Source organism: Stenotrophomonas sp. 01N47 (assembly GCF_056399165.1).
In genome coordinates, this window is record NZ_JBFTQU010000007.1 from 112,353 (window position 1) to 131,456 (window position 19,104).

18 protein-coding genes are annotated in these 19,104 nt (G+C 67.0%); 7 read left to right on the forward strand and 11 right to left on the reverse strand.

Translation table 11 applies throughout. The features are described from left to right. Window positions 1-26: 26 nt before the first annotated feature. The gene (locus AC1DKR_RS15115; protein WP_223494276.1) at window positions 27-1,775 is read right to left on the reverse strand and encodes a glutamine--tRNA ligase/YqeY domain fusion protein; all 1,749 of its coding nucleotides are present in this window, start codon (window positions 1,773-1,775) and stop codon (window positions 27-29) included. A gap of 150 nt (window positions 1,776-1,925) precedes the next feature. On the opposite strand from AC1DKR_RS15115, the gene AC1DKR_RS15120 reads away from it, so the two are divergent. Together AC1DKR_RS15120 and msrA are read left to right on the forward strand one after the other, a co-directional pair. Further along, complete coding sequence (locus AC1DKR_RS15120) at window positions 1,926-2,189, forward strand: putative signal transducing protein (protein ID WP_478033368.1); 264 nt, start codon at window positions 1,926-1,928, stop codon at window positions 2,187-2,189. Between the two features lie 30 nt (window positions 2,190-2,219). Further along, window positions 2,220-2,885 (forward strand): peptide-methionine (S)-S-oxide reductase MsrA, encoded by a 666-nt coding sequence (gene msrA, locus AC1DKR_RS15125; RefSeq protein ID WP_059066071.1) that lies wholly within the window; start codon window positions 2,220-2,222, stop codon window positions 2,883-2,885. A 612-nt stretch (window positions 2,886-3,497) separates the two neighbouring features. Here msrA and AC1DKR_RS15130 read toward each other — a convergent pair. The 5 genes from AC1DKR_RS15130 to ahpC all read right to left on the reverse strand — a co-directional run bounded on the left by AC1DKR_RS15130 (window position 3,498) and on the right by ahpC (window position 8,457). Beyond that, a complete protein-coding gene (locus tag AC1DKR_RS15130; RefSeq protein ID WP_032977493.1) occupies window positions 3,498-4,454 on the reverse strand; it encodes a transaldolase in 957 nt (318 codons plus the stop codon). Between the two features lie 58 nt (window positions 4,455-4,512). Then, complete coding sequence (gene rnk, locus AC1DKR_RS15135) at window positions 4,513-4,917, reverse strand: nucleoside diphosphate kinase regulator (protein WP_049468992.1); 405 nt, start codon at window positions 4,915-4,917, stop codon at window positions 4,513-4,515. A gap of 123 nt (window positions 4,918-5,040) precedes the next feature. Continuing rightward, window positions 5,041-6,006, reverse strand: a complete 966-nt coding sequence (locus AC1DKR_RS15140) for a LysR substrate-binding domain-containing protein (RefSeq protein WP_336024890.1) — start codon at window positions 6,004-6,006, stop codon at window positions 5,041-5,043. 81 nt (window positions 6,007-6,087) lie between these two features. Continuing rightward, entirely contained in the window at window positions 6,088-7,680 is a 1,593-nt protein-coding gene (ahpF, locus tag AC1DKR_RS15145) for an alkyl hydroperoxide reductase subunit F (protein ID WP_478033378.1), read from the reverse strand. Window positions 7,681-7,893: 213 nt separating this feature from the next. Continuing rightward, on the reverse strand, window positions 7,894-8,457 hold the full coding sequence (gene ahpC, locus AC1DKR_RS15150) for an alkyl hydroperoxide reductase subunit C (protein ID WP_025877950.1): 564 nt from the start codon (window positions 8,455-8,457) through the stop codon (window positions 7,894-7,896). Window positions 8,458-8,763: 306 nt separating this feature from the next. Here ahpC and prmC point away from each other — a divergent pair, with 306 nt between their 5' ends. Beyond that, the gene (prmC, locus tag AC1DKR_RS15155) at window positions 8,764-9,621 is read left to right on the forward strand and encodes a peptide chain release factor N(5)-glutamine methyltransferase (protein WP_478033382.1); all 858 of its coding nucleotides are present in this window, start codon (window positions 8,764-8,766) and stop codon (window positions 9,619-9,621) included. Between the two features lie 49 nt (window positions 9,622-9,670). Beyond that, window positions 9,671-10,612: a prolyl aminopeptidase gene (gene pip, locus AC1DKR_RS15160; RefSeq protein WP_032977488.1), complete on the forward strand. Its 942-nt coding sequence runs from the start codon at window positions 9,671-9,673 to the stop codon at window positions 10,610-10,612. A gap of 169 nt (window positions 10,613-10,781) precedes the next feature. Here the strand turns inward: pip and AC1DKR_RS15165 are convergent, their stop codons facing one another. After that, window positions 10,782-11,666 (reverse strand): LysR family transcriptional regulator, encoded by an 885-nt coding sequence (locus AC1DKR_RS15165; RefSeq protein ID WP_363731327.1) that lies wholly within the window; start codon window positions 11,664-11,666, stop codon window positions 10,782-10,784. A 106-nt stretch (window positions 11,667-11,772) separates the two neighbouring features. Here AC1DKR_RS15165 and AC1DKR_RS15170 point away from each other — a divergent pair, with 106 nt between their 5' ends. Both AC1DKR_RS15170 and AC1DKR_RS15175 read left to right on the forward strand, forming a co-directional pair. Further along, window positions 11,773-13,191, forward strand: coding sequence for an MFS transporter (locus AC1DKR_RS15170; protein ID WP_478033386.1), 1,419 nt, complete (start codon window positions 11,773-11,775; stop codon window positions 13,189-13,191). Beyond that, entirely contained in the window at window positions 13,188-13,412 is a 225-nt protein-coding gene (locus tag AC1DKR_RS15175; RefSeq protein ID WP_363729944.1) for a hypothetical protein, read from the forward strand. Before AC1DKR_RS15170 ends, AC1DKR_RS15175 begins: the two co-directional genes overlap by 4 nt. Before the next feature lie 177 nt (window positions 13,413-13,589). On the opposite strand, the gene AC1DKR_RS15180 is transcribed toward AC1DKR_RS15175, so the two are convergent. Genes AC1DKR_RS15180 through AC1DKR_RS15195 form a run of 4 tightly spaced genes read right to left on the reverse strand, consistent with a single transcriptional unit; the run spans window position 13,590 to window position 16,450 of the window. Then, the gene (locus AC1DKR_RS15180; protein WP_478033393.1) at window positions 13,590-14,387 is read right to left on the reverse strand and encodes an N-formylglutamate amidohydrolase; all 798 of its coding nucleotides are present in this window, start codon (window positions 14,385-14,387) and stop codon (window positions 13,590-13,592) included. Continuing rightward, a complete protein-coding gene (locus AC1DKR_RS15185; RefSeq protein ID WP_223494284.1) occupies window positions 14,380-14,934 on the reverse strand; it encodes an NUDIX hydrolase in 555 nt (184 codons plus the stop codon). Before AC1DKR_RS15185 ends, AC1DKR_RS15180 begins: the two co-directional genes overlap by 8 nt. Continuing rightward, on the reverse strand, window positions 14,931-15,875 hold the full coding sequence (locus AC1DKR_RS15190; protein ID WP_312786936.1) for a 5'-3' exonuclease: 945 nt from the start codon (window positions 15,873-15,875) through the stop codon (window positions 14,931-14,933). The genes AC1DKR_RS15185 and AC1DKR_RS15190 overlap by 4 nt, the downstream gene beginning before the upstream one ends. Then, the gene (locus AC1DKR_RS15195) at window positions 15,872-16,450 is read right to left on the reverse strand and encodes a nitroreductase family protein (protein WP_223494286.1); all 579 of its coding nucleotides are present in this window, start codon (window positions 16,448-16,450) and stop codon (window positions 15,872-15,874) included. Before AC1DKR_RS15195 ends, AC1DKR_RS15190 begins: the two co-directional genes overlap by 4 nt. 332 nt (window positions 16,451-16,782) lie before the next feature. Here AC1DKR_RS15195 and AC1DKR_RS15200 point away from each other — a divergent pair, with 332 nt between their 5' ends. Continuing rightward, window positions 16,783-19,104, forward strand: coding sequence for a DUF1631 domain-containing protein (locus tag AC1DKR_RS15200; protein WP_478033400.1), 2,322 nt, complete (start codon window positions 16,783-16,785; stop codon window positions 19,102-19,104).

The following is a 19,104-nucleotide window of genomic DNA, read 5'->3' on the forward strand; positions in this document are numbered from 1 at the left end:
CACCTGTGCGGCGCCCGCGCAGGTGCTCAGGCCGACCAGGTGTCGCGCAGGGTCACGCTGCGGTTGAACACCGGCTTGGCTGCGGTGTGGTCGCGGCGGTCGGCAACGAAGTAGCCGGTGCGCTCGAACTGGAACGACTGTTCCGGCGCAGCGGTGGCAGCCGCCGGCTCGACATAGCCGATGACGGTGCGACGTGATTCCGGATTGAGGTAATCGCGGTAGGTCTTGCCTTCCGATTCATCGTCCGGGTTCGGCACCGAGAACAGGCGGTCATACAGGCGGATCTCGGCCGGCATGCCGTGCACCGCGCTGACCCAGTGGATGGTGCCCTTGACCTTGCGGTTGGCGCCTTCCATGCCCGGACGCGATTCCGGGTCCAGCCAGCCGCGCAGTTCGGTGATGGTGCCGTCGGCATCCTTGATCACTTCATCGCAGCGGATGATGCCGGCGCCGCGCAGGCGCACTTCGCCACCGGGAACCAGACGCTTCCATCCCTTCGGCGGCACTTCGGCGAAGTCCTCGCGATCGATCCACACTTCACGTGCGAACGGCACTTCGCGGGTACCGAAGCTTTCGTCCTTCGGGTGGTTGCTGAAGGTCAGCTGCTCTTCGTGGCCGTCGGCCAGGTTGGTCAGCACCAGCTTGACCGGGTCGACCACGGCCATGCGGCGCGGCGCGGCGCTGTCCAGGTCTTCGCGCAGCGCGCCTTCGAGCACGCTGAAATCGATCAGCGAATTCTGCTTGCTGATGCCCACGCGCTCGGCGAACAGGCGCATCGCCGCCGGCGTGTAGCCACGGCGACGCAGGCCCTGCAGGGTCGGCATGCGCGGGTCTTCCCAGCCGTCCACCAGCTGTTCGGTGACCAGCGCCATCAGCTTGCGCTTGCTCATCACCGTGTAGTTGATGTTCAAGCGCGAGAACTCGATCTGGCGCGGCTTGGCCGCTTCGCGCGGCAGGCCGGCGTCGACCAGCGGCTGGGTCAGCGCGTCATCGTGGGCGAAGTCGACGTTGTCCACGCACCAGTCGTACAGCGGGCGGTGGTCTTCGAACTCCAGCGTGCACAGCGAGTGGGTGATGCCTTCGATCGAATCGCCCAGTGCATGGGCGAAGTCGTACATCGGGTAGATCGGCCAGGCGTTGCCGGTGTTCTGGTGTTCGACGTGCTTGATGCGGTACAGGGCCGGATCGCGCAGGTTGATGTTGCCGCTGGCCATGTCGATCTTGGCGCGCACGGTGCGCGCGCCATCGGGGAATTCACCGGCGCGCATGCGGCGGAACAGGTCCAGGTTTTCCTCGACGCTGCGGTCGCGCCACGGCGAGGGCCGGCCCGGTTCGGTCAGGGTGCCGCGGTAGGCGCGCACTTCCTCGGCCGACAGGTCACAGACGTAGGCCTTGCCGTCGGCGATCAGCTTCTCGGCGGCCAGGTAGTAGGCGTCGAAGTAATCCGACGCATGGCGCAGCTCGTTCCACTCAAAGCCCAGCCAGCGCACGTCGTCCTGGATCGCGGCCACGTACTCCGGGTCTTCCTTGGCCGGGTTGGTGTCGTCGAAACGCAGGTTGCAGACGCCGCCGAACTCGCCGGCGACGCCGAAGTTCAGGCAGATCGACTTGGCATGGCCGATGTGCAGGTAGCCGTTCGGCTCGGGCGGGAAGCGGGTCTTGATCGCCTGGTGCTTACCGCTGGCCAGGTCCTCGCGCACGATCTGGCGGATGAAATCGCGCTTCTCGTGGCTGTCGGCGGGGGTCTCGGGGCTGGCGGGGGTGTGCTCTGACATGAGTCGGCGAAAGTAAGGCAGAAAGATTGCCAGTCTAACGCTTACCGGGAAGGGCTGCCCGGGGGGCAGGCAGGGATGGCTGGGGTTGCCGCCCTCGGCACCATTCAGCCCCCGGGCGTATGCTGGAATCCTGTCCCACGGAGCTGCCGCATGCACATCGTGTACAAGGCCGACAATCTGTTCGACGCCCACCTGGTCAAGCACGCGCTGGAAGACGCCGGCATCCCGGCGTTCGTGTTCGGCGAGTCGCTGCTGGGCGGCATGGGCGAGCTGCCGCTGTTCGGCGTGCTGCGGGTCGGTATCCCCGACGCCGCGCGGCCACAGGCCGAAGACATCGTGGCGGTGCTGGACTTGGGCCACGCCACAGATGCCCCCATTTCAGATGCCGACGACATTGCCGGGCTTCCGGCGTAGGAGCGCATCATGTTGGGAATCGGACAGGGCATCCTCGGCATCGGGGCCTTCAAGCAGCGCCTGCCGCGCCCGGAAGAGGCTTTGCCGGGCCGCGACCAGCCGCTGCCGCTGCACAGCAACCAGCACTTCGTGAACAGCCATCCGCTGAAGGACCGTTTCGCCGGCCTGCAGCAGATCCGCTTCGCGCTGGGCTGCTTCTGGGGTGCCGAGCGCAAATTCTGGAACGAGCCGGGGGTGTACAGCACCTCGGTGGGCTATGCCGGTGGAATCACCCCCAACCCCACCTATGAAGAGGTCTGCTCGGGCCTGACCGGCCACACCGAGGTGGTGCAGGTGGTGTTCGACCCGGCGGTTGTCAGCCTGGAGCGCCTGCTGCAGCTGTTCTGGGAAAGCCACGACCCGACCCAGGGTATGCGCCAGGGCAACGATACCGGCACCCAGTACCGTTCGGCGATCCACGCCACCGACGAGGCCCAGTACGCCGCGGCGCTGGCCAGTGGCGAGGCCTACCAGGCGCAGCTGGCTGCAGCGGGGTATGGCCCGATCACCACCGAGATCGTGTATCCGGCACCGACGTACTACTACGCCGAGGACTATCACCAGCAGTACCTGGCCAAGAACCCGAACGGCTACTGCGGCATTGGCGGTACCGGCGTGAGCTGCCCGATCGGGTTGGATGTGGAGGTGCCGCGCTGACGCGCGGTGGTCCGCCTGCGGCGGGCAACGTCAACGGCTGAAATCCAAAGCCAGAGCCAAAGCGGCTCTGGCTTTCTGTGGGTTGGGCGGGGCGGTGTGGGTTGGCAGGACACGCCGTGAACCCGTCCATGGGGGCTCGGTGGCGCCTTGCTCGTGTGCGCTGTCCTGCGCACACGGCAAGACCGGGGTTGGGCGTCCTACCCAACCCGCCCGAGGCATGCCTCGGGCCCATGGCGCCAACGGTCCTGCCAACCCACACCGCCCCGCCCCCGACAGTTTCCCGGTGACGGTGGGCAAGAGCATGGGTTACTGACGACCTGATGGAAAACAAAAAGGACGCGGCGAACGCCGCGTCCTTTTTGTTTGTTTGCTTGTGAGCAAGCGCAGCGCGCGACCCGCTTCTGCTCTTCTTTTCTTTCTTCCGTGGCGGGCGGCCACAGGAAACTGTCAGAGGGCGGGCGGGTTGGGTTCGCGGGGGTGTCCGCCGCATGGATGCGGCGGCCAAGCCTCCAGGGACGGATTCACGGCGTCTCCCGCGAACCCAACCCGCCCGGCCAAGCGCGGCTTTTGCTCATAGCCCCCCGCCACGAGGGGCTCAGCCGTTGGCTGGAATCACAGTTCCGAGCGAATGCGCTCGCGCAGCGCCTGCAGATCCTTGGCAAACGCATCGATACCCGTCGCCAGCTTCTCGGTCGCCATCGGATCGGCGGCCAGGTCGGCTGCGAACTTTGCCGCGTCGATCGGCGTCACCTGCACCGCTTCAGCGGCACCGGCCACCAGCTTGCGCGGCAGCGCGCCGTGGTCGGCGTCGAGCTTCTCCAGCAGGTCCGGTGAAATGGTCAGGCGGTCGCAGCCGGCCAGCGCTTCGATCTGCGCGGTCGAACGGAACGAGGCGCCCATCACCACGGTCGGCGAACCGCGGCGCTTGAATTCGGCATACACCCCACGCACGAACACCACGCCCGGGTCCTCGTCGATGTTCGCCGGGGTCTGGCCGTTGGCCACGTACCAGTCGAGGATGCGGCCGACGAACGGCGAGATCAGGAACGCACCGGCTTCGCTGCAGGCCAGCGCCTGGGTGGGGTTGAAGATCAGGGTCAGGTTGCAGTCGATGCCTTCGGCCTGCAGCACGCGCGCGGCTTCCACGCCTTCCCAGGTCGCAGCGATCTTGATCAGGATCTTCTCGCGCGGCACGCCGGCATCGGCGTACATCTGGATGAACTGACGGGCCTTGGCCACGGTCGCGGCGGTGTCGTGGGCCTGGTCGGCATCCACTTCGGTGGAGACGCGGCCCGGTACCAGCGTGCTCAGCAGCGCGCCGACGCCGATGGTCAGGCGGTCGGCCACGGCGTGCACCACGGCCTCGCGGTCGCCGCCCTGCTGGCGGCCCCAGGCCAGTTCGCGTTCGATCAGTTCCGCATAGACCGGCAGGTCCAGCGCCTTCTTCACCAGGGTCGGATTGGTGGTGCAGTCCACCGGCTGCAGGCGCTTGATCGCCTCGTAGTCACCGGTATCGGCAACGACCACGGACAGTTCGCGCAGCTGGGACAGTTTGGACGGGGTACTCATTACGGCTCCTGGTGCGGGGATTGCAGGGAAACTGATCGCGCGCGGTACGCAGCGCAGGTCAGGGACGGTCGTTGTGGACCGCGCTCACGCGCAGCCGCAGCTTGCGGCCGCCCGGGGCGGTCCAGTCGATGCTCTGGCCAACGGCCAGGCCAAGCAGGGCGCTGCCGACGGGCGCCAGCACGGACACCTTGCCTTCATCGACATTGGCTTCGCGGGGGAAGACCAGGGTCAGGACATGCTTCTCGCCCGACACTTCATCTTCGCACTCCACGCGCGAATGCATCATGACGATGCCTTCGGGAATCTGGTCTGGCGGCAACACGGTTGCCCGGTTGAGCTCATCGGCAAGCGCACGCGCGGCCGGCGTCTGGCTGTGTGCCGGGGATTCGAGCATGGCGTCCAGGCGGTCCATGTCGAGGGTGGAAACAGTGATCGACGGCGGCAGGCCGCTGGCGGTGTTCATGGTGACGCTCCTTGGTTGAAAGCCATGCAAAAGGCGGCACCTGCTGGCGCCGCCTGACTGTATTGTGGGGACAAATGCGGCCGGAATCGACTCCCGGCGGTTTCGATGCCCGGCTGCGGTGTCTCAGCCGTTCAGCACCGGCGTGGGCGGGGTAGCAGTATTGCCGTTTGCCGGGGCCAACGCCTCCAGCGTAAACAGCGCATCGGGCAGGCGCTTGAACTGCTCGGCCAGCTCCATCAGGAACTCGTTCATCGCCGAGCTGCGCCGCCAGATCATGGCGATGCGACGGCTGGGACGGCCCTCGCCGACGAAGTCGATCAGGCGGATGTTGTTCGAGCGTGGCACCGGCGGCTGTACCGACAGGCTGGGCAGCAGGGTGATGCCAACGTCGGCGGCGACCATCTGTCGCAGCGTTTCCAGGCTGGTGGCGCGGAATTCCGACTTTTCATTGGCGCCGAACAGGCGACAGACTTCCAGCGCCTGGTCACGCAGGCAGTGGCCGTCTTCCAGCAGCAGCAGCTTCTGCGTGGCCAGTTCCTGTACGTCCAGATGCTCGCGCGTGGCCAGCGGGTGGCGGCCGGAAACGGCCAGCAGGAACGGTTCCTCGAACAGGAATTCGGCGTGCAGCTGGTCGTCGATCACCGGCAGCGCCAACAGCGCGGCATCAAGCTTGCCCTCGCGCAGGCGCTCCAGCAGCACATCGCTCTTTTCTTCCACCAGCAGCAGTTCCAGCTCGGGGAAGCGGGTGCGGATGCGCGGAATCACGTGCGGCAGCAGGTACGGGCCCAGGGTCGGGAAGATCCCCAGGCGCACCGTACCCGCTTCCGGATCGCGGCTGCGTCGCGCCGCTTCCTTCAACTGCTCCACTTCGGCCACGATCACCCGTGCCCGTGCGGCCGCTTCGTGGCCGGCAGGGGTCAGCATCACCTTCCGCGGCGCGCGTTCCACCAGCGGCAGGCCCAGTTCCTCTTCCAGCTTGCGGATCTGGGTCGACAGCGTCGGCTGGCTGACGAAGCAGGAGGCGGCGGCCCGGCCAAAGTGCTTGTGATCGGCCAGGGCCACCAGGTATTTCAGGTCACGCAGGTTCATCCTCAGACCTCTCGGGGTACTGCACCGGCAGGGCGTTGCCCCGCCGGTTGATGGTGCTCCCGATGGCCTGGGAACGTTGGATCAGGCCGCTTCGGCCACCGCACCGCTGCTCTTGGGAACCGAGGAGCGGATCAGGTGATCGAAAGCGCTCAGTGCGGCGGTCGAACCGGCGCCCATCGCGATGATGATCTGCTTGTAGGGTACCGTCGTGCAATCGCCCGCGGCGAATACCCCCGGCAGACTGGTCTGCCCGCGGTCATCGATGACGATCTCGCCACGCGGCGAAAGGGCCACGGTGTCCTTCAGCCATTCGGTGTTCGGCAGCAGGCCGATCTGCACGAAGATGCCCTCCAGTTCAACGCGATGGGAATCGCCGCCGACACGGTCCTTGTAGACGAGGCCGGTGACGCGGCTGCCGTCGCCCAGCACTTCGGTGGTCTGCGCGCTGGTCAGCACGGTGACGTTGGCCAGGCTGCGCAGCTTCTTCTGCAGCACTTCATCGGCACGCAGGCTGGAATCGAATTCCAGCAGGGTCACATGCGACACGATGCCGGCCAGATCGATGGCGGCTTCAACGCCGGAATTGCCACCGCCGATCACCGCCACGCGCTTGCCCTTGAACAGCGGGCCGTCGCAGTGCGGGCAGTAAGCCACGCCCTTGTTGCGGTACTGGTCTTCGCCGGGCACGTTCATCTGCCGCCAGCGGGCGCCGGTGGACAGGATCACCGAGCGCGACTTCAGCACCGCGCCGTTTTCCAGCTGCACCTGCACCAGGCCGTCTTCACCGGCCGGCACCAGCGCACTGGCGCGCTGCAGGTCCATGATGTCGACCTCGTATTCGCGTACGTGCTGCTCCAGCGCCGCGGCCAGCTTCGGGCCTTCGGTCTCCTTCACCGAAATGAAGTTCTCGATCGCCATGGTGTCCAGCACCTGGCCACCGAAACGCTCGGCGGCGATGCCGGTACGGATGCCCTTGCGCGCAGCGTAGATCGCTGCAGCGGCACCGGCCGGGCCACCACCGACCACCAGCACGTCGAAGGCGTCCTTGGCGGCGATCTTCTCGGCGTCGCGCTTGCTGGCGTTGGTGTCCAGCTTGGCCACGATCTGCTCGAGGGTCATGCGGCCCTGGTCGAACACCGCGCCGTTGAGGTAGACGGTCGGCACCGACATGATCTCGCGCTGCTCGACTTCCTCCTGGAACAGCGCGCCGTCGATGGCCACGTGCTGGATGCGCGGGTTGAGCACGGCAGCCAGGTTCAGCGCCTGCACCACGTCCGGGCAGTTCTGGCAGGACAGCGAGAAATAGGTTTCAAACCGGTAGTCGCCTTCCAGGTTCTGCACCTGCTCGATCAGCTCGGCAGTGGCCTTGGACGGATGCCCGCCGACCTGCAGCAGGGCCAGCACCAGCGAGGTGAATTCGTGGCCCATCGGCAGGCCGGCGAAGGTCAGGTGGATGTCCTGGCCCGGCGTGCCCAGGTCGAAGGACGGCACGCGGCCCTGGCCATCGCGCAGCACCTGCAGCGAGATCTTGTCCGACAGGCTTTCCAGGGTCTGCAGCAGGTCCAGCATCTCCTGCGACTTGGCACCGTCGTCGGCATGCGCGGTGATCTGGATCGGGCGGGTCACGCGCTCCAGATAGGTCTTCAGCTGCGACTGCAGGTTGGCGTCCAACATGGTCTTCTCCTGGCTTCAGGCAAAACGGGGGCGTGGCACCGCTGTAGAAGGTAGCGGACCAGCGAGGGGTAGGGGTGAACCCAAGAGGGCAGCGCGGACCTGTGGAAGGGGCGATGCGGGCGCGGCCGTCTTGGGTTCACCCCCACGCCGGCGATGTGGCCGGCACGGGGATGGGCGCGCCGCAGCGTGGGGCTGCGGCAGGCCGGTGCTGCTTTAGATCTTGCCGACCAGGTCCAGCGACGGGGTCAGGGTCTTCTCGCCTTCCTTCCACTTGGCCGGGCAGACCTGGTTCGGGTTGGCGGCGGTGAACTGGGCAGCCTTCAGCTTGCGCAGGGTCTCGGAGACGTCACGGGCGATCTCGTTGGAGTGGATCTCCAGGGTCTTGATCACGCCTTCCGGGTTGATGATGAAGGTGCCGCGCAGGGCCAGGCCTTCTTCTTCAATATGCACGCCGAAAGCGCGGGTCAGCTGGTGGGTCGGGTCGCCGACCAGCGGGAACTGGGCCTTGCCCACGGCCGGCGAGGTTTCGTGCCAGACCTTGTGCGAGAAGTGGGTGTCGGTGGTGACGATGTAGACCTCGGCGCCAGCCTTCTTGAACTCGGCGTAATGGTCAGCGGCGTCTTCGATCTCGGTCGGGCAGTTGAAGGTGAAGGCTGCCGGCATGAAGATCAGGACCGACCACTGGCCCTTCAGGGTGCTGTCGGAGACCTTGATGAACTCGCCATTCAGGTAAGCGTTGGCTTCGAACGGCTGGATCTGGGTGTTGATCAGGGACATCGTTTTTCCTCTGGGTGAAGGGGAGTGGGTGAATCGACAGGACCTAGGTTACTGGTTCCATTTCGATAAGGACAATGCATTGATTACATCCATTTGATAGATGCAATCTATTGATGTGCGCTGAGCCGGCAATGAATCAGGCCACCTGCATCCTGCAACCCGCTGTATGACAAGGGAAATCGTCAGCGGCTGCGGAAACCGGTCGATAGGTCTCTCATATCCCACCGCAGCGAATCCCGCTCCAGCGAACCTGAACGGTTTCCAGACTCTACAATTGCGGGCCCACCGCCCGCGCCAGTGCCTGCCATGCCCGCCGATTCCGAACCGTCCCTGCGCCAGGTCGTGGCCGACGCCAGCGGCCGCCTGGGTGGCGCCGAGGCCCGTCATGAAGCGGAGCTGCTGCTGCTGCATGTGCTGCAGCGACCGCGCAGCTGGTTGTTCGCGCATGCCACCGATTCACTGCCCGCCGCCGAGCAGGCCGCCTTCGAAACCTTGCTGGACCGGCGCCTCGCGGGCGAGCCGGTGGCCTACCTGACCGGCCGCCGTGGTTTCTGGACCCTCGATCTGGAAGTCGACCCGGCCACCCTGATTCCGCGGCCGGAAACCGAACTGCTGGTGGAGCTGGCGCTGGATCGCCTTCCGCCGGACCGCACGCTGCAGCTGGCCGACCTCGGTACCGGCAGCGGCGCCATCGCCCTGGCCCTGGCCAGCGAGCGGCCGCAGGCGCAGGTGCTGGCCACCGACGCCAGTGTCGCTGCACTGGCGGTGGCGGCCCGCAACGCCGCGCGCCACGAGCTGGGCAACGTGCGTTTTGCCGAAGGTGGTCTCGACTGGTACGCGCCGCTGCACGGTGAACGCTTCGACCTGATCGCCAGCAATCCTCCCTATATCGCCAGCGACGACCCGCACCTGGAGCAGGGCGACCTGCGCTTCGAGCCGGCCACGGCACTGGCCTCGGGCGTTGATGGGCTGGATGACATCCGTCGCATCGTCGCCGGCGGCGGCGACCACCTGCAGCCCGGCGGCTGGCTGCTGATCGAACACGGCTGGGACCAGGGAGATGCCATCCGCGCGCTGTTCGAACAGGCGGGCTACACCGACGTGCAGACCGTGCAGGACCTGGAGCAGCGCGACCGGGTCACCCTGGGCCAGCGACCGGCCTAGAATGGGGGTTCTCCTGCCAAGGGCAGGGCACCACCACGGAGCTGCAAGCATGCGTACGCTGTACCCCGCCATCACCCCTTACGACGTCGGCACCCTGAAGGTCGACGACCGCCACACGCTGTACTTCGAACAGTGCGGCAACCCGGACGGCAAGCCGGTGGTGATGCTGCATGGTGGGCCCGGCGGCGGCTGCAGCGACAAGATGCGCCAGTTCCACGACCCGGCCAAGTACCGCATCATCCTGTTCGATCAGCGCGGTGCCGGTCGTTCCACCCCGCACGCCGATCTGGTGGACAACACCACCTGGGACCTGGTGGCCGACATCGAGAAGCTGCGCGAGCACCTGAAGGTCGATCGCTGGCAGGTGTTCGGTGGCAGCTGGGGCTCGACCCTGGCGCTGGCCTATGCGCAGACCCATCCGCAGCGCGTGACCGAACTGGTGCTGCGCGGCATCTTCATGCTGCGCCGCTGGGAGCTGGAATGGTTCTACCAGGAAGGCGCCAACCGCCTGTTCCCGGATGCGTGGGAGCACTACCTCAAGCCGATTCCGGCAGTAGAACGCCATGATCTGATCTCCGCTTTCCATCGCCGCCTGACCAGCGAAGACGAAGCAACGCGCCTGGACGCAGCCAAGGCCTGGGCGGTTTGGGAGGGCGCGACCAGCTTCCTGCACGTGGACGACGACTTCATCAACAGCCATGAAGACCCCCACTTCGCGCTGGCGTTTGCCCGCATCGAGAACCACTACTTCGTCAACGGCGGTTTCTTCGAAGTGGAAGACCAGCTGCTGCGCGACGCGCACCGCATCGCCGACATCCCGGGCGTGATCGTGCACGGCCGCTACGACGTGGTCTGTCCGCTGGCCAATGCCTGGGACCTGACCAAGGTGTGGCCGAAGGCGAAGCTGGAGATCACCCCGGCCTCGGGGCATTCGGCGTTCGAAGCAGAGAACGTCGACGCGCTGGTGCGTGCCACCGATAGTTTCGCCTGATCGGGAGGTGGTAGTGCCGGCCGCTGGCCGGCAACGCCTTACCGGGAGCGCCGGGCCATGCCCGGCTGCCTTTGCATCCGCGCATGGCTTGGATCTACTACGGCCCAGTAGGGCCAGGCCATGCTTGGCCGCTTTTGCATTGAAACGCTCATCCACGCGCGGCGTGGATCTACCAATCCCCGGCCAACAACGCGTTGGCCAGCACCTGCAGTTTCGGTGAGTGCTGGCGCGACGGCGGGTAGATCAACGACAGCGCGCGGCTGCGGCCTTCGAACGGCTGCAGCACGCGCTGCAGGCGGCCATCGGCCAGCGCGTCGGCCACCGCGAAATCCATCACCTGCACGATGCCGATGCCCGCAATCGCTGCCTCCACCAGCGGGTCGCCGCAGTCGAACACCATCCGCGTCGGCGGCGTGACCTCGCGCAGCTGCCCGTCCTGCAGGAACTGCCAGTCCACCAGCCGGCCGCTGCGCAGGTTGCGCACCGCCAGGCAGGCATGGTTCTGCAATGCCGCCACATCGGCCGGCTCACCCTGCGCGGCCAGGTAGGCCGGGCTGGCCACGGTCACCCAGCGCAGTGGCTTCAACGGCCGCGCCACCATGCGCTGGTCAGCGATGGTGCCGGTGCGCAGGGCGGCGTCGAAGCCTTCCTCCACCAGATCCACCAGCCGGTCGCTGAGCACCGCTTCCACTTGCAGTTGCGGGTGCCGCTCCAGCAACGGCCCCAGCAACGGCACCAGCACCCTGCGCCCGAACATCGAGGGCGCGCTGATCTTCAGCACACCCGAGGGCGTGCAGGGGCGGTCGGCCAGCAGCCGCTCGGCGTCTTCCATCCCGCACAGCAACGGTCCCACCTGCTCGACGAACTGCTGGCCATCCGGGGTCAGCGCGACATTGCGCGTATTCCGCTGCAGCAGCTTCACCCCCAGCGAGGCTTCCAGCCGGCCGATCGCGCGTGACAGCCCGGACTGGCTCAAGCCGAGCTGGCCGGCGGCGACGGTGAAGCTGCGCGCCTCAGCCACCTGCACCAGCATGCGCACTGCATTGAGGTCCATCGAGGATCCATTCATGCGGAAAATCATGACAGAAATCGCGCTGAGGGGGTTTATTGATTCAGCTGCATCAATGAGACTGCCGTCCCCCCTCCGAACCGGGCGCCGCATGCCTCCCCTGAAATACCCGCGCTGGGCGCTGACCCTGCTGGCCACCGCGCAGCTGATCATCGCTCTGGACGCCACCATCATCTTCGTCGCCCTGCACGACATGGGCCGCGCGCTGCAGATCAATGCGCAGCAGCTGCAGTGGGTGGTCAGCGCCTATACGGTGGCCTTTGGCGGCAGCCTGCTGCTGGGCGGGCGTGCGGCCGATCTGCTGGGACGCCGCCGCTTCTACCGGCTGGGCATGCTGCTGTTCGCCCTGGCTTCGCTGCTGGGTGCGCTGGCGCCCAATGCCACACTGCTGATCGTGGCACGTGCGGCGCAGGGCATCGGTGCGGCGCTGCTGTTTCCGGCCACCCTGGCCCTGATCAATACGCTGTATGCAGAAGGCCCGGTGCGCAACCGCGCGCTGGCAATCTGGAGCATGGCCAGCGCGGCGGGCCTCGCGCTGGGGACGCTGCTGGGCGGTGTACTGACCCAAGCCTTCGGTTGGCCGGCGGTGCTGGCGGTGATCGTGCCGTTGGCCACGGCCTGTGCCGTCGCCGCGGGCGCGTGGCTGCCGGCCGATGGCCCGCGCGTGCGCGGCCGTTCCTTCGATCTGGCCGGTTGCCTCACCGTCACCGCCGGCGGCAGCCTGCTGGTCACCACCCTGGTGCAGGGGCCGGAATGGGGCTGGACCGCACCGGCCACGCTCATCTGCCTGTTGCTGTCAGCCGTGCTGCTGACGGTGTTCGTGCAGATCGAAAAGCGCAGCCGCGACCCGCTGATGCAGTTCGCGCTGCTGCGCCTGCCAGGCCTGCGTGCAGCACTCGGCCTGACCTTCGCGTTCATGAGCAGCTATGGCGTGCAGTACTACTTCCTGGCGCTGTACTTCCAGGATGGCTATGGCTGGAGCCCGCTGCAGGCCGGCATGGCCTTCCTGCTGCCGACGCTGGTGTGCACCTTCGGCATCTGCATTGCCGAGCGCATGCTGCAGCGCCGTTCGCCACGGCAGGTGCTGGCCTGGGGCTTCGCCGCCGGTGCCATCGGCATCACTGCGGTGGCGCTGGCGATGCCGCACGGCGCCAGCTACTGGCCGCTGCTGCCGGGCATCGTGGTGCTCAGCGTGGGCCAGGGCATGAGCTGGACGGCGATGTGGATCGTGGCCGGGCAGGGCGTACCGGGTCCGCAGCAGGGTGTGGCGTCCGGCATGGCCGCTACCGCACAGCAGATCGGCGGCGCGTTGGGCCTGGCAGTACTGGTGATGGTGGCAAACGCCGCACGCGGCACGCAGGCGGCAACCAGTCCTGATGCCCTGCAGGGCATGGTCAATGCGCAGTACGGTGCCGCGCTGTTCGCCGCGCTCGGCGTGGTCATCGCGCTGGGCCTGCGTCCGGCACGGGTAGACTGCAGCTCTCCCGACGCCCTGCCAAACGACGCATGATTGCACTGCTTGATCTTCGCCAGACGCTGGACGCGTTTGCCGCCTGCAATGACGACCACGACGTATGGGAATCGTTCGGCTGGGTGCATGCCAGCGAGGGCGATCTGCTGACAGCGCGTTTCTGGTTGCCGGCAGATGAAGACGCCGCGTTCGATGATGACGGTGAGGTGCCCGAGGCCGTGCAGGCGTTCCCGTGGATGGATGCGCCGCTGCTGCGGTAGTGCCGGCCGCTGGCCGGCAACTGCAATGATCCAGCTACCCTGAGGTTGCCGGCCAGCGGCCGGCACTACCAATCCCGGGCAGATCCACACCATGCGTGGATGTACCGATCCCGGGCAGATCCACACCATGCGTGGATGTACCGATCCCGGGCAGATTTACGCCATGCGTGGATGCGGTCATCCGAACGCCAACAACTGCGGCTGCAACGCGCTGAAAATACGCGCCAGCCGCTCCGCCCACGCCTGTTGCCCGGCGGCATCGGCGATCAGGTCCTGGCGGATCTCCAGTTCCACATGCACCAGGCCGCGACCTTCGCCATGCACTGGCACCGCGTAGTCGCTGCTGCTGTTGACCGAATACGGTTCGTTGTCACCCACCACCAGGTCGCCTTCATCGCGCAGCGCCTGTAGCAAGGCGTGGGCAAAGCGGGTGTCCTGGTGGTACAGCACGCCGGCATGCCACGGACGCTGCATGCCGTTCATCACCGGGGTGAAGCTGTGCATCATCACCAGCACTGTTGGCCGTGCCGCATCGCGGCGTGCATCCAGTTCGGCATCGATGCGTGCATGGTAGGGCGCGTGGATCGCATCGATGCGCTGCTGCCGCTGTGCGGGCGACAGCCCGGCATTGCCCGGCACCACGGTATGGTCGCTGACCTCGGGTATCAGCGTCGGCGAAACCAGCGGGCGGTTGCAGTCGATCAGCAGCCGCGAATAGGTCTGCTCGATCGCCCACGCATCCAGCCGCTCGGCCGTTGCACGGGTGGTGCCGCCGATGCCGATGTCCCAGCCGATATGCCGGTCCAGTTCGGCCTGCGGCAATCCAAGATCGGCCAGTGCACGCGGCACCTGTTGGCCGGCATGATCAGCCAGCAGCAGGAACGGCGAGGCGCCCTGCGCACGGTGCACGCTGAAGATCGCCGGATCGTCGGCGCCCAGCAGTGCCGGCAGCGCGTGCAGGCCGGCGTCAGCCACGGGGCCGTCCGTCCAGGTGGTGCTCGATCATCCACAGGCCGGCCCACAGCTTGGCATCGGCTTCATAGCCTTCGGCCATTTTCTGCACCAGCCAGGCGGCGGCCTGCGTGCGCGGCACTTCATGCACGGTGATGTCCTCGCTCTCGTCGCCGCCGCCTTCGCCGATGCGACGCAGGCCGGTGGCACGCACGAAGGCGATCTTCTCGCTGCTGGCACCGGAGGAGGTGGGGCCGATCATCAGCACTTCGGCGTGCTCGGCGGTCCAGCCGGTTTCCTCTTCCAGCTCGCGTACAGCGGAAACTTCGATGGACTCGCCCGCATCGATGTCGCCGACCAGCCCGGCCGGCATCTCGATGGTCGACGCCTGCAGTGGTACGCGGAACTGTTCGACGAACAGCACGTTGTCCTCGGGGGTGACGGCAATGATGATCGCGGCCAGGCCGCCGGCGTGGGTGCGTTCGCTGTATTCCCAGCTGCCGCGCACGACCATGCGCTGGTACTTGCCTTCGTAGACGACACGCGGTGCTTCGGTGTTGCGCTGGCTCATGCGGGCTCGCTGGAAGTAGGGACGGGGTCGGAAATGCCGGCGGCACTGAACAGCCGGCGACGGGTCATGGGGCCGAAGCGCAGGGTCTGGCACAGGCCGCCGAGCAGCTCTGGATCGGCCGCCTGGCGCGGCATGCCGGGCTGGCAGCCTTCCAACGGTGCGTCCAGGGCGATGGTGGTCAGCTGGCGCCAGAGCTGGGCGTGCTCGCGCTGCTCACGCAGGCGCACCGCCATCTGGGCCGCGCCGCGCAGGCGCAGGAACGGCACTTCGTCCAGGCGTTCGTACAGCACGTCCATGCTGCCGAAATGGGCCAGCAGCACGGCCGCCGACTTGGCGCCGACACCGCTGATGCCCGGAATGTTGTCGACCGCATCGCCGCACAGCGCCAGGTAATCGGCAATCTGGTGTGCGTGCACGCCGTGCCGGGCCTTGACGCCGGCCACGTCCCAGCGCTGGTTGCGTGCGTAATCCCATTGCTCGTCATGGTCGAGCAGCAGCTGCGACAGGTCCTTGTCGGCGGAAATGATCACGCCGCGATGGCTGCTGCGGTGGCCATGCAGGGCGCTGCCGATCAGGTCGTCGGCTTCGTAATCATGATGCGCCAGTACCACCAGGCCGAGCGCTGCGCACAGCGCCTTGCAGTGCACGAACTGGCGCTTGAGCGCTTCCGGCGCCGGGTCCCGGTTGGCCTTGTAGGCCGGGTACAGGCGGTGACGGAAGCCACTGTCCAATGCCTCGTCGAAGGCGATGGCGATGTGCCGGGGGCGTTCGCGCTCCAGCAGGTCCAGCAGGAAACGGGCGAATCCATGCACGGCGTTGGTCGGCCAGCCCTGGCTGTCCTGGAATTCGTCCGGCAGCGAATGCCAGGCGCGGAACACGTAGATGCTGGCGTCGACCAGGTACAGCGGCGGCGGTATCGCCACGGGAATCACGGCGCTCACTGGCCGGTCCAGTCCTGCAGCAGGGCCGCGGCATCGGGGCGCTCGCGTTCGGGCACTTCGGCCTTGGGCGTGCCGATGTGGATGAAACCGGCAATGCCTTCGCCCTCGGCCAGCCCCAGATGGGCGTGCACGGCGGGATCGAAGGCCATCCATGCGGTCAGCCACTGCGCGCCGAAGCCCAGTGCCTGGGCGGCCTGCAACAGGGCAAAGCACACGCAGCCGGCGGTCATCAGCTGTTCCTGTGCGGGAACTTTCGGGTCCGGGCGGGGGCTGGCCACCACCACGATCACCAGCGGTGCATGGCTGAAGCGCTGGCGGTCCTTCTCGAACACGGCGTCGCCGGCATGCGGGTCGCGCTCACGGCTGCGCGCGGCCAGGAAGTCGCCCAGAGTGTGACGCGCATCGCCGGCGATCTTCAGGAAGCGGAACGGTACGCGCTTGCCGTGGTCGGGCACGCGGACCGCCGAGGTCAGCATCCGCTGCAGGGTGGCCGGATCCGGTCCGGGCTCGCCCAGTTGCCGCGAGGGCACCGAGCGGCGGGCATCCAGGGCAATCAGGGCAGCAGGGTCGGGCATGGAGTCTGAACCGGTCATCACGGGTCGCTGATTATAGTCGGGGAGGTAGATGACGCCGTTTGTGTCGCGTCAGACCCCTGAATAGCAAACTGTGATGAACATCATGCCACTGGCGGATCACGGAGCCCCGCTTCCCCTCGCCTCGCAGGCCCTGCACGGCTTACGATACGTAATATTGCCGGGCCGCCGTTCATGAGGTTTGAAGTGAGGACTGTTTCACTGTCCGCGATGGGCTGGGCGGCCTACCATCGAGGGACCGGTGCATGGGGTGTACCGGCCGTCGCGATGTCCATGATGTCTGTCGCACCAGAGAAGGTGGGGAGCCTTCCCGAATGATGAGCGCGCCCACTCCGATGGGATCGCCGGGCCGTGACCCGGCCCAGCTCCAGCTTGCCCGGGACATCGTCCTGCCGGCGTTGTGCCAGGCCTTTGGCGCGGCACTGGCCCGCTTCGATGATGCCCTGTTCGACCGTGCCGGCAATGCCGGCTCGTCGCAGTTGCTGTTCCTGGACGCGATGCGCGAGCTGCGCCGCCGCCGTGAGGAGATTGCCGGTGCTTTTGCCGCCCATCTTGGCCATGCCTGGGCCGGTCTGGCTGCGGGCGAGCCCGTCTCCGCCGAGCTGACCCTGTCCGGGCAGGCCCAGGACGGCCTCAGCCTGGTGCCGGAACATGTACTGGAATCGCGGTTGGCGGTGCGCAACTTCGCCACCGTGCTGCTGCGCGACTTCAAGCCGGTGCTGGCGCGGCTCGACCGCCGCCTGGGCTGGCTGGGCGGCGGTATCGAACTGGATGCCGACCGCAACCCGATCAGCCCCGAACACCTGGGCGTGGCCATCCACGAAGCCTTTGCCGGCTGCGAGCTGGCACCGGAAGTCCACCTGGTGCTGATCAAGCTGTGCGAGCGCGATATGCGCGCGCCGGTGGGCCGCATCTACGAGAAGCTGGACGAGCACCTGGCCGCAGCCGGGGTGATGTCGCAGATGGGTGCCCCGCGCCGACCACTGGCGTCGGCCCCGGCGCAGCACGTTCCGCATGGCCTGGATGATCTGGTCGAGCAGCGCGCGGCACCGGGCGTTGACAACGAATTCAAGGACGACGAACAGGCCGCCCCGGCTTGGGCGCAGCGTTTCGCCGCGCGCTGGTCCGAGCGTCGTGGCCATATGCAGCAGCATGCGGGTGGTGAAGAGAGCCCTTCCGGTGAAGCCTATTCCGGCCAGCAGGGCATGTTGCTGGAAGCCCTGCACGAACTGCTGCAGCAGACCCGCCACGTGCGCGAGGACGCAACCTCTGCGGCTCAGGTCGCGGTCGGCCAGCATCGTCCGTTGAGCCAGCGCGAAATGATGTCGGTGCTGTCGCTGCTGCAGGCCACGCCCAGCGCAACCCTGCGTGCGGCGATCGGCGAGGACGGCGAATCATTGGCGCAGCGGCTGAAGAGCGAAGTGTTGTCCAGCGCCACGCGGCTGGGTGTCGATCCGGGCCAGACCCGGCTGGACGCGCAGGACGAGGATGCCATCGACCTGGTCGGCATGCTGTTCGACGTGATGCTCGATGAGCGTGAACTGGAAGGCCGCTCGCGTGAGCTCATTGGCCGCCTGGTGGTTCCGTTCGTGAAGGTGGCGATGCTGGACCGCCGCATGTTCGTGCAGAAGACCCACCCGGCGCGCAAGCTGCTGAACTCGCTGGCCGAGGCCTGCGAGGGCAACACCGGGGAAAGCCAGGCCGAACGCATGCTGATGGCCAAGGTGGAAGAGATCATCGAGCGGTTGGTGGCCGAGTTCAACGAGAACCTGGCGATCTTCCTGACCCTGGAAGAAGAATTCCGCGATTTCCTGGTGCAGCACCGCCGTCGCGTGGAAATCGCCGAGCGGCGGGCCGCCGAGACCCAGCGCGGCCAGGAAAAGCTGGAGATGGCCCGTACCCGTGCCGGTGCCGAACTGGATCGCCGCATCGGCGATGCCACCCTGCCGTCGGCGATCGCCGAATTCCTGCGCCAGCCCTGGCAGCACCATCTGACCCTGGCGCTGCTGCGCGAGGGCGAGGAGGGGGCTTCGGTGGCCGAGGCGCTGACGTTGGCCGATGGCCTGCTGGAGGAAGTGGCCGAGGCCCGCCGGCAGATTGTCGGCAAGCCGTGGCTGCAGGCCTGGCAGCCGCTGCTGGCCAAGGTGTTTGCCAGCGTCGGCGTGCATGGCGACGCAGCCACCGCAGCCGTCGATGCGCTGCACGACACATTGCAGGGCATCGCCGAATCGCGACCGGAGCTGCAGCGCGCGTTGCCCGAGCTGCCGCAGGTGGTGCTGCCCGCACCGCCGGCTCCGGAAACGCCGGCTGTCGAGCTGGGCGGTAACTTCAATACCGACGATTTCGACAACGCCGATGCCGATCGCTTCCGGCGGATGGAGATCGGCAACTGGCTGGACTTCGTCGACAAGGACGGCAAGGTGCAGGCGGGCAAGTTGTCCTGGATCAGCCCGATTTCCGCGCGCCTGCTGTTCGTCAACCGTCGTGGCGTGCGCTTCTGCGTGGCCTCGCCTGAGGAGCTGGCGGTGATGGTGCGGTTGGGTCGCCTGCGTCCCCACATCGACGATGGCGCCTTCGACAGCGCCATGCAGGGCGTGCTCGACCGCCTCGACCCGGGTGGTGCGACGCTGCACTGA